Below are 14,950 nucleotides of genomic sequence, written 5' to 3' on the forward strand. Positions count from 1 at the left end.
TCACGCAAACGCCCGGAATCGCCGGATCGTCTCCTCCGCATCGTCAATCGCATCAGGCGTGCCGACCGTCAGCCAATGACCTTCCATCATCATGCCGAAAAGCCGGCCGCGGGCGATCGCCTTGTCGAAATAGACATTGAGGTTGAAGGGTTCTTCGGGTGCATCGTCCAGCAGCGCAGGGCGCATGACAATCGCACCGGCATAAACAACCGGATTGGAGGGATCGTCGCGATAGCGCGTCAATCGACCGTCGGGCCCCAGGCTGAAGTCGTTCTTGCCGTTATGACCCGTCGTGTCCTTGATGCGCACGCACAGCAGCGCCATATCCATGCGTTCGGTGTCGAAGAATCCGGCTAATCGTCGCAGATTGCTGGGTTGACCCGCCGGCTCGCCGATCCAGAAGAGATCAGCATTCATGACGAAGACCGGTTCGCGGCCGAGGAGCTTCAGCCCCTTTGCCAGCCCGCCGCCGGAATCCATCAGCGCCTCGCGCTCGTCGGAAACAAGGATATCAAGCCCGGGATAGCTCTTAAGGTGAGCTTCCATCTGATCTGCGAAATGATGGACATTGACGGCAGCTCGCTCTACGCCGGCTTCGACAAGCGAATCCAGCGCATAGTTGATCATCGGCTTTTCGCCGATCTTCACCAGAGGCTTCGGAATCGTGTTGGTAATCGGGCGCATGCGGGTTCCGAGCCCCGCGGCCAGTACCATGGCTTGTCTGATGGTCATACTGATCCGGTCTTATGATTCGACTGGGACTATTCCAGCCCTTGTGCACCATTCGCGCAAGGGGGCAAGCGCCTCGTGTTCCAGCGCCACCTTCAGATAAGACAGCGTACGCGGCATATGTTGCAGATAGCCGGGTTTGCCGTCCCGCTGCAAGAGCCGCACCCACAGGCCGGCAAGTTTGCAGTTGCGTTGCGCCGACATGATAGCCCACGCCTTCATGAATCCAGCTTCGTCAAAACCGCCCTGGGCCTGTCGGAGCGAAAGATAATCATCCATCAACTCCTGGAAGAGATCCGGTTCGATCGTGACGCGCGCATCCTGAACGATGGAGGCAACATCGTAGGCTGTTGGCCCGATCATCGCATCCTGGAAGTCGATAATGCCGATCTTGCGGATGCCGCTTTCATGTTCGCGCCAGATGATATTCGGCGAATGGAAATCGCGCAGCAGCAGGTTCTTCTCGGCCGATTGCAGCTCGTCGATCAGATTATCCCAGATCGCCAGATAATCGTCACGCTCGGCATCCGTCGGCCCCGTGCCTCGTTTCCAGGCGATATGCCAGTCGAGCACGAGCCGCACTTCCATCTTCATGGCGGTGCGATCGAAATCCGGAATGTGATGCGTATGTGTGGCCGTAACCGGGATATCCTGCGGGATCTGCATCGAATGAAGATGGGCAAGGCAGGCGACACTCGCGCGGTAGCGCTCGGCAATCGGCTGGCCGTTCTCGTCCAGAACGCCTTCAGTGCCGAGATCCTCGATCAGTAGGATGCCCTGCTCGTAATCGACCTTTTCGATCATCGGCGTAGCAAAACCACGTTCGCGCAACGCATCGGCGATCGCGACGAATGGATAGGCGTCGACCGCCAGATGCGCGACCTTCGGATAGGGCTTGCCGTCATAGATCGGCGGGCCTTCCGGAGGGGGCCGCCAATCCATAAGGATTTTCCGTGTGCCGTCGCTCAGATGGAAATATTCATAGGCCCGAAGCGAAGCGTCTCCTGTAAGGAATCGCCGCTGGGCATCGCCATAACCTGCATCTGTCAGGAATCTCCGGATTGCGAGAACACGATGGATGCGGGCCGCCGCCTTCTCTGGTGCATTGATCGTCACGCGACGACCGGCACCCTCATGTTCGAGCCGCAGGGAGATGCGCGATACGGGCAACTCACCTTCCGCCATCTCGGGCCATTCGACGATGCAGATGCCGTTTTCAAGCGCTTCGTCGAAGCCGAGCTCCGTCAGTTCCGAGGGGTCGCCGAGCCGGTAGAGATCGAAATGCGAGACGGGAATGCGCAGATCGTAAGATTGCACCAGCGTGAAAGTGGGGCTCGGAACTTCCAGCCCGTCATCATCAGCCATGGTGCGCAGGAAAGCCCGCGCCAGCGAGGATTTTCCGGCGCCGAGATCGCCCGACAGCGCCAAGCAATCACCGGCCTTCAGCGCCAGCGCCAGATCATTGCCGAGGCGGAGGGTTGCTGCCTCGTCTTCCAGGAAAAACGAGATGACGTCGCCTTGCGTCATTCGGCAGCGACGGAATGCGGCAGGTTGATGGAAGGGATGCGGCAGGTCACCGTTGTTCCCCTGCCGGGCTCGCTGTCGATGCTGACTTCGCCATTATGCAGGCTGACGAAGCTGTCGACGATCGAGAGGCCAAGCCCGGCGCCGCCACGCTTTCCGCTCTTGGCGCCGGTTGCGAAACGGTCGAAAACCGTCGCGATCATATCGGGCGAAATGCCAGGTCCGCGATCCCGCACCGAGAAGACGAAGTCCGTACCTTCCCGGCGGCATTCCAGCGCAATCGATACGCCCTCGGGCGAGAAATTGGCGGCATTGGCCAGAAGCTTCAGCAGGATCTGCTTCAGCCGCTGCGGATCGGCAACGATCGAGCCCAGATAGGCGGGCGCGGTGATCTCCAGCGAAACGCCGCTCTCGTGCAGCCGGTCGGCGATCTGCATGGAGACGTCGTCGAGAAGATCGGCGAGATCGATTTCCGCATAGTTGAGCCGCATGATGCCGGCATCGACGGTCGCGAGATCAAGGATGTCGTTGACGAGTGTCAAGAGCACGGAGGACGAGGTGGCGATATGGTCGATATATTCGGCCTGCCGCTCGTTCAGCGGGCCCACACCCGGCGTGCGCAGCAGATCGGTGAAGCCGATGATGTTCGTCAGCGGCGAGCGCAGCTCATAGGAGACGTGCTGCACGAAGTCATTCTTCAGCTCGTCCGCCTTGCGCAGCGCTTCGTTCTTTTCCGTCAGCGCCCGTTCGGCCCGTACGCTGTCTGTCATGTTGACGAAGGTCAGCATGGTCTGAGCGTTGGGCAGCGGGATGACAGCAAAGTCGAGCACGAGGCCGGACAGCAGTTCGAGCGTTCCCTGGCTGGAACGACGCTCGTCGTCGAAGCTGGTGATCAACTCCGCGAAGGTCTTCCAGCCGTCGGGCTGGTCATAGGACGGGGCGCAAGCCTCGCCGATGCCGCGGATATGCGTGCCGGGCTTGGCTTCAGTCTCCGTGATGCCCCAGAGTGCCCGGAAGGCCGGGTTGGAGAGGCGGATACGGCCGTCAGGCCCGAAGACGGCAACGCCTTCCGAAAGGTGATCAATCGTCTCGCCCTGTACCTTCACCAGCGTATTGTAGCGCGTCTCGAGATCGACTTGCTCGGTCAGGTTCTCGAAGACCCATGTCGCGCCACCCTGCGGATGCGCGGTCGCAAAGACGCGCAGCGTCTGCCCGTTCGGCAGGTGCCAGAGATCGGATTGCGTATCGAGCGAACGATAGACGGAAAGCGCCGTTTCCTTCCACGATTTCCAGTTCAGTTGGTCCGGCAGTTTCTTGGCGGCACGAAGGCGTTCCAGAAGTTCGCTATTGTCAGGCTTGCTTTCGAGGAAGGCGATATCGAGCTCCCAAAGTGAGACGAAGGCCTGATTGTAGAATTGCAGCCGGCGGTCGCCGTCGAAAATGGCGACGGGTGTCGCCAGATGATCGAGTGTTTCAGCATGGCTCTTAAGCGTCCGCTCCAGTTCGGCGCGAACCGCTTCGATATCGGAAACATCGACGGCAAGACCGGCCGAGCCGCTGGGGACCTTTACGTCGACCACATCAAAGAAAGTGCGGTTGCCGCGCACGACTGTCGAAATTGTGTCGTGGAAAGGCGATTCCGGCGTCGCCGTGGCGTGGATGCGCTCGCGGGCGATCGTCGTCAGGATTTCACGGCCTTCATTGACGGCCTGCTGCGGCGATTGTGCTTCGACGGCATCGCCATAGGCATGGTTCACCCAGGTCAGACGCCCGGCGGTATCACGCTGCCAGGCCGGCATATCGATGGCGTCCAGCATGCTCTGGAAGGCCGAGATCGACGTCATCAGCCGATCGCGCTCGATCTTCAGTTCAGCCAGCTCGGCGCGCAGATTGTTGAGCGCCACGAAGCGCACGAAGGCGCGACCGCCGGAAACACGGCCTTGTGCTTCGATTACCTCGTCTCTGATAGTCTCGATCACCATGTCGAAACTTTCGGCCTGTTCACGGAGACGGCCGACCGCCCGCTCCAGCTCGGAAGCCGACCGCGCCTTCAGCCAGAGACCGAAGGCAAGGAATTCATTGTCCTGTGGAGCGCCTGTTTCCGGCGGAAGCTGGCCGAGGAGTTCCGGCCGGGCGACGCCATCCCAGATGACGATGCGCCGGTTCTTGTCGGCAATGAGCGCCTCATATTGGGAGATGCGCTGCTGCGCGTCCGAAAGTGCCGAGCGGATCTCGCGGCTTTCATTTTCGAGATTGCCGCGCTGCCGCACCAGCCAGAGCGTCGAAAGCAGGGCGGCTGAAATGACGCCAATGACGACGGAAAGGCCGACGACTTGCGAGGAGGTGAAAAGATGTGCTGACGCACCAATACCTGGCTGCGCCTGCGCCAGAGCCGGCCAAGCCGGTGCGACGACTGCAGTGCTCGCAGCGCACAGCTTTGCAATACGTGCCAAAGACCAATGCTTTTGCCTTGCAGTCACAAGGACCGCGGCAAACCTATATTTTTGGCCTGCCTGAAGCGGACGGTCAGCGGCATATGCGCGACCCTCCACCTGGCTGGGCAGGCTGTGTTTCATTTCCGACATCCTCGGTATGTCTCCGTCCTTTAATGTGCCGCATCACGACAAGACATCCCATTTTCGTGGAAAACGGAGAGCTCCGAAGCCACGAATCAAGTCTCAAAACAATACTTCGGAAGGGAATCGTCGGAAAGAGAGCGCCCAAAAAATAAGCCCCAGCATTTGTCAATGCTGGGGCTACCACATCTTGTGGATATCGAAGACGAAATCAGTATCTGTAGTGGTCGGACTTGAACGGACCCTGCGGCTTCACGCCGATATAGGCAGCCTGCTCTTCGCTGAGCTGGGTAAGCTTTACGCCGAGCTTGTCGAGATGCAGGCGCGCGACCTTCTCGTCGAGGTGCTTCGGCAGGATGTAGACCTTGTTCTCGTACTGGCCGGGCTTGGTGAAGAGCTCGATCTGCGCCAGCGTCTGGTTGGTGAACGAGGCCGACATGACGAAGGACGGATGGCCCGTTGCGTTGCCGAGGTTCAAGAGGCGGCCTTCGGAGAGAAGGATAATGCGGTTGCCCTTCGGGAACTCGATCAGGTCGACCTGCGGCTTGACGTTTGTCCACTTGAGGTTACGCAGCGCGGCAACTTCGATTTCGTTGTCGAAGTGGCCGATATTGCCGACGATCGCCATGTCCTTCATCTGACGCATATGGTCGATGCGGATGACGTCCTTGTTGCCGGTCGTGGTGATGAAGATATCGGCGGAGGAAACGACGTCCTCGAGCAGAACGACTTCATAACCGTCCATGGCGGCCTGCAGGGCGCAGATCGGATCGGCTTCCGTGACCTTGACGCGGGCGCCAGCGCCGGAAAGCGAAGCCGCAGAACCCTTGCCAACATCGCCGTAACCGCAGACGACGGCAACCTTGCCGGCCATCATCACGTCGGTGCCGCGGCGGATGCCGTCAACCAGCGATTCCTTGCAGCCGTACTTGTTGTCGAACTTCGACTTGGTGACGGAATCGTTGACGTTGATCGCGGGGAAAGGCAGGAGGCCCTTCTGGCTGAGCTGGTAAAGACGGTTGACGCCTGTCGTGGTTTCTTCAGTGACACCCTTGATTGCTTCACGCTGCTTGGTGAACCAGCCGGGCGAAGCGGTAAGGCGCTTCTTGATCTGCGCGAAGAGGATTTCCTCTTCTTCGGAATGCGGGTTGGAGAGAACGTCCTCACCGGCTTCGGCGCGGGCGCCGAGAAGGATGTACATGGTGGCATCGCCGCCATCATCGAGGATCATGTTGGAGAAGCCGCCATCGGCCCACTGGAAAATCTTGTCGGTGTAAACCCAATAATCCTCAAGAGACTCGCCCTTGATTGCGAAGACCGGAACGCCGGAAGCGGCGATCGCCGCAGCGGCATGGTCCTGCGTTGAGAAGATGTTGCACGAAGCCCAGCGGACTTCGGCGCCGAGCGCGACCAGCGTCTCGATGAGGACAGCCGTCTGGATCGTCATGTGCAGCGAGCCGGTAATGCGCGCGCCCTTCAGTGGCTTGGATTCACCGAATTCGGCGCGGCAGGACATGAGGCCGGGCATTTCGGTTTCGGCGATGGTGATTTCCTTGCGGCCGAAATCTGCAAGACCGATATCGGCGACAACATAATCTTTTTCAGTGCTCATAGGGCTCTCCAGGCTGAAAACGTCTCAAAAACATCGCAAGGACGCGACGATGACCGCAACGGATCGAACACGTGCGGAATGCACGTCATGCTCGCCGTTTAGCAGGCTTCAGCCGGGAAGGCAACGGGGATATAAAGAAGTCTTTATATCTTTATATGGCGCTGAAGATCAGATTTCTTCGCCGAACTTGTTCTGGATGAGCTGATCGAGGGCATTTAGTGCTTCGGCAGCCTGGTTGCCGGTCGCCGAGACGATGACGCTGGAGCCGGGGCTTGCTGCAAGCATCATAAGGCCCATGATGGAGGTTCCCCCAACCGTCATGCCGTCTTTGGAAACGGTGATCGTTGCATCGAAGGCATCGACCGTCTGGACGAATTTTGCCGAAGCGCGCGCATGCAGGCCGCGCTTGTTGATAATAAGGAGTTCCCGGGAGAGCGGTGTCATGGAGGCTTCTTACTTTCCGCTCAGGACCCGGCTCGCAACGTTGATGTACTTGCGGCCTGCCTCCGAAGCCTCGGCAAGCGCCTTTTCCATGTTGTTCTCGCCGCGTACGCCGGCGAGCTTGATCAGCATCGGCAGGTTGACGCCGGCGATGACTTCGGTGTGGCCGCTGCTCATCACCGAGATTGCGAGATTGGAAGGGGTACCGCCGAACATGTCGGTGAGAATGACGACGCCATGGCCGTCGTCTGCGCCGGAAACGGCTTCGAGAATGTCCTGTCGTCTTTGGTCCATATCGTCTTCCGGTCCGATACAGACCGTTTCGATGAATTTCTGAGGACCGACGACGTGCTCTACGGCATGACGAAACTCTTCAGCCAGCTTGCCATGAGTGACAAGCACAAGTCCGATCATGATATTACTGCTCCCATGGCATACGCAAACCGTGGCCCCAATATCGCAACGCAGCAATTACGTCCACCGGTGGGGGCACATCTTGGCGATCAAAAGCCGAAGTGCAAGATAAAAATATAAATGTATAGGCCGTATCGGGCCGTCCGGAAGGCCTCAACTTCCTATTTCCGGTGCTTTTGCCATCAACACGGCAAGAGGCAGGGGAAGATTGGGCAATAGTCGCAGTACAGGCAGCTCAAAACCCTCGGCAAGAACGACGGTTTCTCCCCCCGCAGGGAGCCGGTTTTCGCCCGTGGCGCTGGCCGGCAGGACTGCAAAATGCATCGCTGCCTGGGCGACATGATCGTGCTTTACGATCCCGGTGCCGCGCAATTCGATGAGCCCGGCAATCGCGGGCGGACAGGTGGCAATGATTGCTCCGCCCTGTTTCGAAAGAAATACTTGATCATCGGCCACGAGAACAGAAAAAATACCCTGCCGCCGTGCCTCCGCCATGCAAGTAAAAGCGGTTATCGACTTGCCCCAGCCAGAGGGGCCGGTGAACAGCAGGCCAGTCTTTCCGATGACGATTGCGGTGGCGTGGATGTTGATCATGCCGCGGCATCGGCCGGAAGCGCAAGGATGAAGCGAGCGCCGAGCAGCTTGCCACTCTCGTCGTCGACGATGTTTTCGGCCCGCAATGAACCGCCATGCGCCTCGGCGATCTGCCGGCTGATCGAAAGCCCGAGGCCGGAATTCTGGCCGAAGCCTTCGGATTCCGGCCGGTCGGTATAAAAGCGTTCGAAGATGCGGTCGATATTCTCTGCCTGGATGCCCGGACCGTTGTCTTCGATATAGACGACGCAACGGGAACGGGTACGGACTAGACGCACTGTGATCTTGCCGTTCTGCTCCGGCACGAAGGAGCGGGCATTTTCAATCAGGTTGGTGATGATCTGGCCGATACGCAGGTCATGTCCCTTGACGACGAAGCGCGTCTTGACGTTCGGCTTGCGATCGACGGCATAGTCGATCTCGACCTTCTTCTTGGTGCTGCGGATCTGGCGCGATACGTCGATGAGGTCGCGCAGAAATACTTCCAGATCGACAGATCCGGCATCGACGCGCGCAAGCTCGGCATCGAGGCGGGATGCATCGGAGATATCGCTGATCAGACGGTCGAGACGGCGGACATCGTGCTGGATGACATCCATCAGCCGCTTCTTGGAATCGTCGGATTTGGCGAGCGGCAGTGTTTCGACGGCGCTGCGCAGCGAGGTCAGCGGGTTCTTCAGCTCATGGCTGACATCGGCCGCAAAGCTCTCGATCGCATCGATCCGGTCGTAGAGAGCCGTCGTCATTTCGCGCAGTGCTATGGAAAGGTTGCCGATTTCGTCCTGGCGCGCCGAAAAGTCTGGAATTTCCTCTCGTTCCTTGGCGCCGCGGCGCACCCGGATGGCCGCCGCCGAAAGCCGGCGCAGCGGATTGGCGATGGTCGAGGAAAGCACGAGCGCCATCAGCACGTTGACGAGCGTCGCAACGCCGAAGACGCGCATGATGGCGAGACGCTCGGCATGCACGATATTGTCGATATCGCCGGCCTGCGTCGATAGCAGCAGCACGCCAAGCACGGCCCGGAAGCGCTGGATCGGAACGGCAACCGAAACGATGAGCTCGCCCTTTTCCGTCGTACGCACGACTGCGCCGCGTACACCCGTCAGCGCGTTCATCACCTCGGGATAGATCGAGCCGTCGCCACCAGGCGCTTCCTTGTAGACCGGAAGATTGCCCGGCTGCAGCGCCTTGTTGAAGAGGGCTGTGAACCATTCGCTCCAGGTCTGTTTTTCTTCCTCCACCGGCGGCAGGTCGAAACGCAGAACCTGGCCACGCGAATAGAGATGCCGGGAATCGAGCAGCAGATTGGCATCGGCATCGAAGATGCGGGCGCGGGTGCGGGTCGGCGAGATCAGCCGCCGAAGAACCGGTGCCACCTTTTCCGGATCGATCGGGAATTCGAGATCTTCGTCGTTCGGAACCGGCGTAATGCTCTGGCCGGCCTGCAGTTCGAGCAGCTTCTGCGGATCGATGGTAATCGAGTTCGTGTCGACGGAGGCCGAGGCCGAAACCGCGCCGGCGATGATTTCACCCTGTGTCAGCAGGCTCTCGACGCGCGCGTCGATCAGGCCTTCGCGGAACTGGTTGAGGTAGAGAATGCCACCGACGAGGACGAGCAGGGCCGCAAGGTTGAAGAAGACGATGCGGCGCGTCAGGCTCGAAAAGACGGCATTGCCGAAGATGCGGCGGATCAGGGTGAAGGGATGCGACCAACGCCGGCCTCTGACGCGTCGAGTGCTCACGCCCTCCGCATCATCCAGATCCCTTTCCTGCACCAACTGTGCCAATGACAGGCCCTTTCGGAGGGCGGGGCCAGCTTGACCGGCCCGCCGCCCTCAACCGTCTCTTGCCGCGCCTCGAGGCGTCAGGCTGCTTCGCGGAAGCGATAACCCACACCGTAAAGCGTTTCAATCATATCAAAGTCAGTATCGACCATCTTGAACTTCTTGCGCAGCCGCTTGATGTGGCTGTCGATGGTGCGGTCATCAACATACACCTGTTCGTCATAGGCGGCATCCATCAGGGCGTCGCGGCTTTTCACCACACCCGGGCGCTGAGCCAGCGAATGCAGGATCAGGAATTCGGTGACGGTGAGGGTGACTGCCTCACCCTTCCAGGTGCAGGTGTGGCGTTCCTGGTCCATGACCAGCTGGCCGCGCTCGAGCGAACGGGCCTGCTGAACTGCACCCGCCTTCGGCGCGCCGACAGTTGCGCTGCCACCGGCCGCTGCCGCCTCGCGGCTCGAGGCGCGGCGCAGCACAGCGCGCACGCGCTCAACCAGCAGACGCTGGGAGAAAGGCTTGGTGATGAAATCGTCGGCGCCCATCTTCAGGCCGAAGAGCTCGTCGATCTCCTCATCCTTGGAAGTTAGGAAGATGACCGGAATGTCCGACTTCTGGCGAAGCCGGCGAAGCAACTCCATGCCATCCATGCGCGGCATCTTGATATCGAAGATCGCCAGCTGTGGCGGGCGCGCGAGCAGCCCATCCAGCGCGGAAGCGCCGTCCGTGTAGGTCTCGACCTTATATCCTTCTGCTTCCAGTGCAATCGACACGGAAGTGAGGATGTTGCGGTCGTCGTCAACGAGCGCGATTGTCGGCATGGTGTTGGTCTCCGTCATCAGTGCGCAATCTCCCGGATTGGTCGTCCCCAGGCGGTCTTCGTGACCGGTTGCGCTTATGGAGGATAAAGGTGGAACAAATTGTGGCAAAGATAAAGGGGTAGATTGCCTACCCGTATAAGCAGCAATCGGAAGTGGTGCGACAAGTTGTTTCAACAGGCGGTCTTCAAACGATTTAAAATGAACTTATAGAATTTAAATCGATTAATTATTTGATATCATTGTCTTTTCCTGGATTAGGGCTATTGCCATTTAAAATTTCTCCTCTTATTTTCGCGTTAATTTTAACGGCCAAGGCGCCTCAGCGAAGGGAAAAGCTATGGAGACGTTCGGAGTTCATAACCAGGCAATCGAGCTGGCGACGATCGGTTTCAGCGACGTACGGAGCGTACGTTACAACCTCTCCGCCGCTCTTCTCTATGAGGAATCGATTCGCCGGGGAGAGGCCGAACTGACAGCCCAAGGCGCCCTTCGCGCGACCACCGGCCAGCACACGGGCCGCTCACCGCGCGACAAGTTCGTCGTCCGCGAGGAAAACACCGATGGCCAGATCTGGTGGGACAATAACAAGCCGATGTCGCCGGAGCATTTCGCCCTGCTGCACAAGGACATGCTCGCTCACGCCGCCGGCAAGGACCTCTTCGTGCAGGATCTTATCGGCGGTGCCGATGCAGAGCAGGCGCTGCCGACCCGCGTTGTCACCGAATTCGCCTGGCACTCGCTCTTCATCCGTAACCTGCTGATCCGCCCGAAGGCCGATGCGCTCGCAGGCTTCGCGCCGAAGCTGACAATCATCGATCTGCCGAGCTTCAAGGCCGATCCGGAGCGTTATGGCTGCCGTACCGAAACGGTGATCGCCTGCGATCTGACGAACGGCATCGTTCTGATTGCCGGCACTTCTTATGCCGGCGAGATGAAGAAATCGGTCTTCACCGTGCTGAACTACCTGCTGCCCGCCAAGGGCGTCATGCCGATGCACTGCTCGGCCAATGTTGGTCCGGAAGGCGATGCCGCTGTCTTCTTCGGCCTCTCGGGCACCGGCAAGACGACGCTTTCGGCCGATCCGGCCCGCACGTTGATCGGCGATGACGAGCACGGCTGGAGTGAAAACGGCATCTTCAATTTCGAAGGTGGCTGCTACGCCAAAACCATTCGCCTCTCGGCAGAGGCCGAGCCGGAAATCTATGCCACCACCCAGCGCTTCGGCACTGTACTTGAAAACGTCGTTCTCAACGAAAACCGCGAGCCGGATTTCGATGATGCGTCGCTGACCGAAAACACGCGCTGCGCCTACCCGATGGACTTCATTCCGAATGCATCGGAAACCGGTCTTGCGGGCCATCCGAAAACCATCATCATGCTGACGGCCGACGCTTTCGGCGTCATGCCGCCGATCGCCAAGCTGACGCCCGATCAGGCTATGTACCACTTTCTCTCTGGGTACACCGCCAAGGTGGCAGGCACCGAAAAGGGTGTCGTGGAACCGGAAGCAACCTTCTCGACCTGCTTCGGCGCTCCCTTCATGCCGCGCCATCCCGCCGAATACGGCAATCTGCTGAAGGAGCTCATCGGCCGCCACGGCGTCGAGTGCTGGCTCGTCAACACCGGCTGGACCGGCGGCGCATACGGCATCGGCAAGCGCATGCCGATCAAGGCAACCCGCGCATTGCTGACGGCCGCCCTTTCGGGCGAACTCGCCAAGGCCGAGCTTCGCGCTGATCCAAATTTCGGCTTTGCCGTTCCGGTCGCAGTCGAAGGCGTTGAAACTGGCATCCTTGATCCGCGTTCGACCTGGGCCGACAAGCCGGCCTATGACGCGCAGGCCGAAAAGCTGGTCTCCATGTTCATCGCCAACTTCGCCAAGTTCGAAGATCATGTCGACGGCGGCGTGCGCGATGCAGCACCCGGCATCAAGGTCGCTGCCGAATAATTCACCAATAAACTCTTGGCGATTCACGTGAAACCCGGCGTTCCCAGCGCCGGGTTTTCGTCGCCCTTGCGCTGGATTTCACCCGCTTTCAATTCGCAGCCATTATGCGCTAGAAGGCGGTATGGCCAGCGACGCGCTCTATATCAACGACAGGATTACCATCGCCGGATGGGAGCTGACGGAACAGTTCGTTCTGGCGGGCGGTCCGGGCGGTCAGAACGTCAACAAGGTGTCGACCGCCGTCCAGCTCTTCTTCAACATCCCGAACTCGCCCTCGCTCAACGAGCGGGTCAAGACCAATGCAATCAAGCTTGCCGGCAGGCGCATGTCGAAGGACGGCGTATTGATGATTGAGGCAAGCCGGTTCCGCAGCCAGGACCGCAACCGCGAGGATGCGCGCGAGCGGCTGAAGGAGCTGGTCCTGGAGGCCGCCAAGCCGCCACCGCCGCCGCGTAAGAAGACAAAGCCGACCAAGGGCTCGATTGAACGGCGGCTGAAGGAAAAATCCGGCCGTTCAGAAGTCAAGAAGATGCGCGGCCGGCCGGGCGGCGGAGAATGATATGCCGGAACTCCTAAGCGGCGTCCGCCATCTTCCCGAATATCTGGATCGCGCCCGTCAGGAAGCGCTAGTGGGCATTATCAGGGCTATCGTCGCTGAAGCGCCACTCTACGTGCCGGTCATGCCCGGCACCGGCAAACCTATGTCGGTCCGGATGACCAATTGCGGCTCGCTCGGCTGGGTGACGGACAAGGAGCGCGGCTACCGCTACCAGCCGATGCATCCGGCGACCGGCAGGCCATGGCCGTCAATCCCTTCGGAATTGCTGGAAATCTGGAATGATCTTTCGGGCTATGACAAGCCGCCCGAAGCTTGCCTCGTCAATTTCTACTCCGATGAAGCGCGCATGGGCCTGCATCAGGATAAGGACGAGAACGACTTGAAAGCGCCAGTCGTCTCAATTTCGCTCGGCAATGCCTGCCTGTTTCGCGTGGGTGGAGTGAACCGTAACGACAAGACCATGTCGTTCAAGTTATCGAGCGGTGATCTCGTCATTCTCGGCGGGGAGGGGCGGCTCTGCTTCCACGGCGTGGACCGCATCTACCCGGCCACCTCCACGCGTCTGAAGAACGGCGGCCGCATCAACCTAACGCTCCGCCGCGTTAATCCCTAACCCACCAAAATCCTAGAGCTTGCGCAGTGCTACCTGCTCGATCAGATGATCCTTGCCCTTGCGCAGGATGAGATCGGCGCGCGGCCGCGTCGGCAGGATGTTCTGGCGCAGGTTCTTGAGGTTGATGTTCGCCCAGAGGTCCTCTGCGATCGCGATCGCTTCCTCATCGCTGATCGATGCGTAACGGTGGAAGTAGGAATTCGGATCCCGGAAGGCCGTTTCCCTGAGCCGCATAAAACGCGTCACATACCAGTTGTGGATCTGGGTTTCCTCGGCGTCGATATAGATCGAGAAGTCGAAGAAGTCGGACACCATCGGGACGATCTTGCCGTCAGCTGGCAGATCGCGCGATTGCAGAACATTGATGCCCTCGAAGATCAGGATGTCAGGCCGGTCGACGATCTTATATTCGTCCGGCAGCACGTCATAGACGAGGTGCGAATAGGAAGGCGCTTTCACATCCGGCAGACCAGCCTTGATCGCCGACAGGAAACGCAGGATCGCGCCCGTATCGTAGCTTTCCGGAAAACCCTTGCGCTGCATCAGGTTCTCGCGCTTCAGCACGGCATTGGGATAGAGGAAACCGTCCGTCGTGACGAGATCGACCTTGGGGCTGGACGGCCACCGGCCGAGCAACTCTTTCAGGATACGCGCCGTCGTGGATTTGCCGACGGCCACCGAACCGGCAATACCGATCACGAATGGCGTCTTCGTCACGTCCGACAGGCTGAGGAAACGGTTGCGCTGCTCGAACAGCAGCTGCGAGGATTCCACATGCGCCGAAAGCAGGCGCGAGAGCGAAAGGTAGATGCGCCTGACTTCGTCGAGGTCGATCGGGTCGCCCATGGAGCGGAGCCGTTTGACCTCATCGGCCGTCAGCGTCATCGGCGTGTCGGCACGAAACTTAGCCCACTGTTTCGATGTGAAGAAGTGATAGGGGGAAAAGGATGCACTCTGGAAGTGATCCAGCTTTTCCGCCACTCCGATAATCTGTGTCGCGATGCTCATGAATTCTGCCGGCTGGCCTTTTCCTTGAGGCCGGATTGCGCGGTCCTTCGCGCAAGTTCGGTCATGACATTCTCTAGCGGTATTTCAGCAATCTTCAATACGACCATTAGGTGATAGAGAACGTCGGCTGCTTCATAGGTGAGGTTATCGCGGTCGTTGGTGACGGCCGCCATGACAGCTTCGATCGCTTCCTCGCCGAGTTTCTTGGCTGCTTTCTGCTGCCCGCTGGCCACCAGCTTGGCGGTCCAGGATTCGTCCGGAGAGGCCTTCGCCCGTTCTTCGACGATCCGCTCAAGGTCGGAAAGGGAAAATCCGCTCATGATACTGCTT

14 protein-coding genes are annotated in these 14,950 nt (G+C 59.4%); 3 read left to right on the top strand and 11 right to left on the bottom strand.

What is annotated here, in order from left to right:
- From AB8B33_RS22470 to AB8B33_RS22510, 9 genes are all read right to left on the bottom strand, one after another.
- Positions 1–732 carry a nucleotidyltransferase family protein gene (locus AB8B33_RS22470; protein ID WP_439016934.1) on the bottom strand — a complete coding sequence of 244 codons (732 nt, stop codon included), beginning with the start codon at positions 730–732 and terminating at the stop codon, positions 1–3.
- A 12-nt stretch (positions 733–744) separates the two neighbouring features.
- The gene (gene tsaE, locus AB8B33_RS22475) at positions 745–2,256 is read right to left on the bottom strand and encodes a tRNA (adenosine(37)-N6)-threonylcarbamoyltransferase complex ATPase subunit type 1 TsaE (RefSeq protein WP_439016935.1); all 1,512 of its coding nucleotides are present in this window, start codon (positions 2,254–2,256) and stop codon (positions 745–747) included.
- A complete protein-coding gene (locus AB8B33_RS22480; protein WP_439016936.1) occupies positions 2,253–4,838 on the bottom strand; it encodes an ATP-binding protein in 2,586 nt (861 codons plus the stop codon). The genes tsaE and AB8B33_RS22480 overlap by 4 nt, the downstream gene beginning before the upstream one ends.
- Positions 4,839–5,040: 202 nt before the next feature.
- Positions 5,041–6,441 carry an adenosylhomocysteinase gene (gene ahcY, locus AB8B33_RS22485; RefSeq protein ID WP_113322147.1) on the bottom strand — a complete coding sequence of 467 codons (1,401 nt, stop codon included), beginning with the start codon at positions 6,439–6,441 and terminating at the stop codon, positions 5,041–5,043.
- Positions 6,442–6,609: 168 nt separating this feature from the next.
- Entirely contained in the window at positions 6,610–6,885 is a 276-nt protein-coding gene (locus AB8B33_RS22490; protein WP_007813748.1) for an HPr family phosphocarrier protein, read from the bottom strand.
- A 9-nt stretch (positions 6,886–6,894) separates the two neighbouring features.
- Positions 6,895–7,296, bottom strand: coding sequence for a PTS sugar transporter subunit IIA (locus tag AB8B33_RS22495; RefSeq protein WP_007813746.1), 402 nt, complete (start codon positions 7,294–7,296; stop codon positions 6,895–6,897).
- Between the two features lie 153 nt (positions 7,297–7,449).
- Positions 7,450–7,890 (bottom strand): HPr kinase/phosphorylase, encoded by a 441-nt coding sequence (locus AB8B33_RS22500; RefSeq protein WP_439016937.1) that lies wholly within the window; start codon positions 7,888–7,890, stop codon positions 7,450–7,452.
- Positions 7,887–9,677 (bottom strand): sensor histidine kinase, encoded by a 1,791-nt coding sequence (locus AB8B33_RS22505; protein ID WP_007813741.1) that lies wholly within the window; start codon positions 9,675–9,677, stop codon positions 7,887–7,889. Before AB8B33_RS22505 ends, AB8B33_RS22500 begins: the two co-directional genes overlap by 4 nt.
- A 77-nt stretch (positions 9,678–9,754) precedes the next feature.
- Positions 9,755–10,492, bottom strand: coding sequence for a response regulator transcription factor (locus tag AB8B33_RS22510; protein ID WP_439017291.1), 738 nt, complete (start codon positions 10,490–10,492; stop codon positions 9,755–9,757).
- A 337-nt stretch (positions 10,493–10,829) separates the two neighbouring features.
- Between AB8B33_RS22510 and AB8B33_RS22515 the strand changes: the two genes are divergently transcribed.
- The 3 genes from AB8B33_RS22515 to AB8B33_RS22525 all read left to right on the top strand — a co-directional run bounded on the left by AB8B33_RS22515 (position 10,830) and on the right by AB8B33_RS22525 (position 13,612).
- Complete coding sequence (locus AB8B33_RS22515) at positions 10,830–12,440, top strand: phosphoenolpyruvate carboxykinase (RefSeq protein WP_439016938.1); 1,611 nt, start codon at positions 10,830–10,832, stop codon at positions 12,438–12,440.
- 121 nt (positions 12,441–12,561) lie between these two features.
- On the top strand, positions 12,562–12,999 hold the full coding sequence (gene arfB, locus AB8B33_RS22520; protein ID WP_439016939.1) for an alternative ribosome rescue aminoacyl-tRNA hydrolase ArfB: 438 nt from the start codon (positions 12,562–12,564) through the stop codon (positions 12,997–12,999).
- A gap of 1 nt (position 13,000) precedes the next feature.
- The gene (locus AB8B33_RS22525; protein ID WP_439016940.1) at positions 13,001–13,612 is read left to right on the top strand and encodes an alpha-ketoglutarate-dependent dioxygenase AlkB family protein; all 612 of its coding nucleotides are present in this window, start codon (positions 13,001–13,003) and stop codon (positions 13,610–13,612) included.
- A 12-nt stretch (positions 13,613–13,624) separates the two neighbouring features.
- Here the strand turns inward: AB8B33_RS22525 and coaA are convergent, their stop codons facing one another.
- Entirely contained in the window at positions 13,625–14,620 is a 996-nt protein-coding gene (gene coaA / locus AB8B33_RS22530; RefSeq protein WP_310389856.1) for a type I pantothenate kinase, read from the bottom strand.
- Positions 14,617–14,940: a phosphoribosyl-ATP diphosphatase gene (locus tag AB8B33_RS22535; RefSeq protein WP_113322139.1), complete on the bottom strand. Its 324-nt coding sequence runs from the start codon at positions 14,938–14,940 to the stop codon at positions 14,617–14,619. Before AB8B33_RS22535 ends, coaA begins: the two co-directional genes overlap by 4 nt.
- Positions 14,941–14,950: the final 10 nt, after the last annotated feature.

Source organism: Rhizobium sp. 768_B6_N1_8 (genome assembly GCF_051811225.1).
GTDB lineage: Bacteria > Pseudomonadota > Alphaproteobacteria > Rhizobiales > Rhizobiaceae > Rhizobium.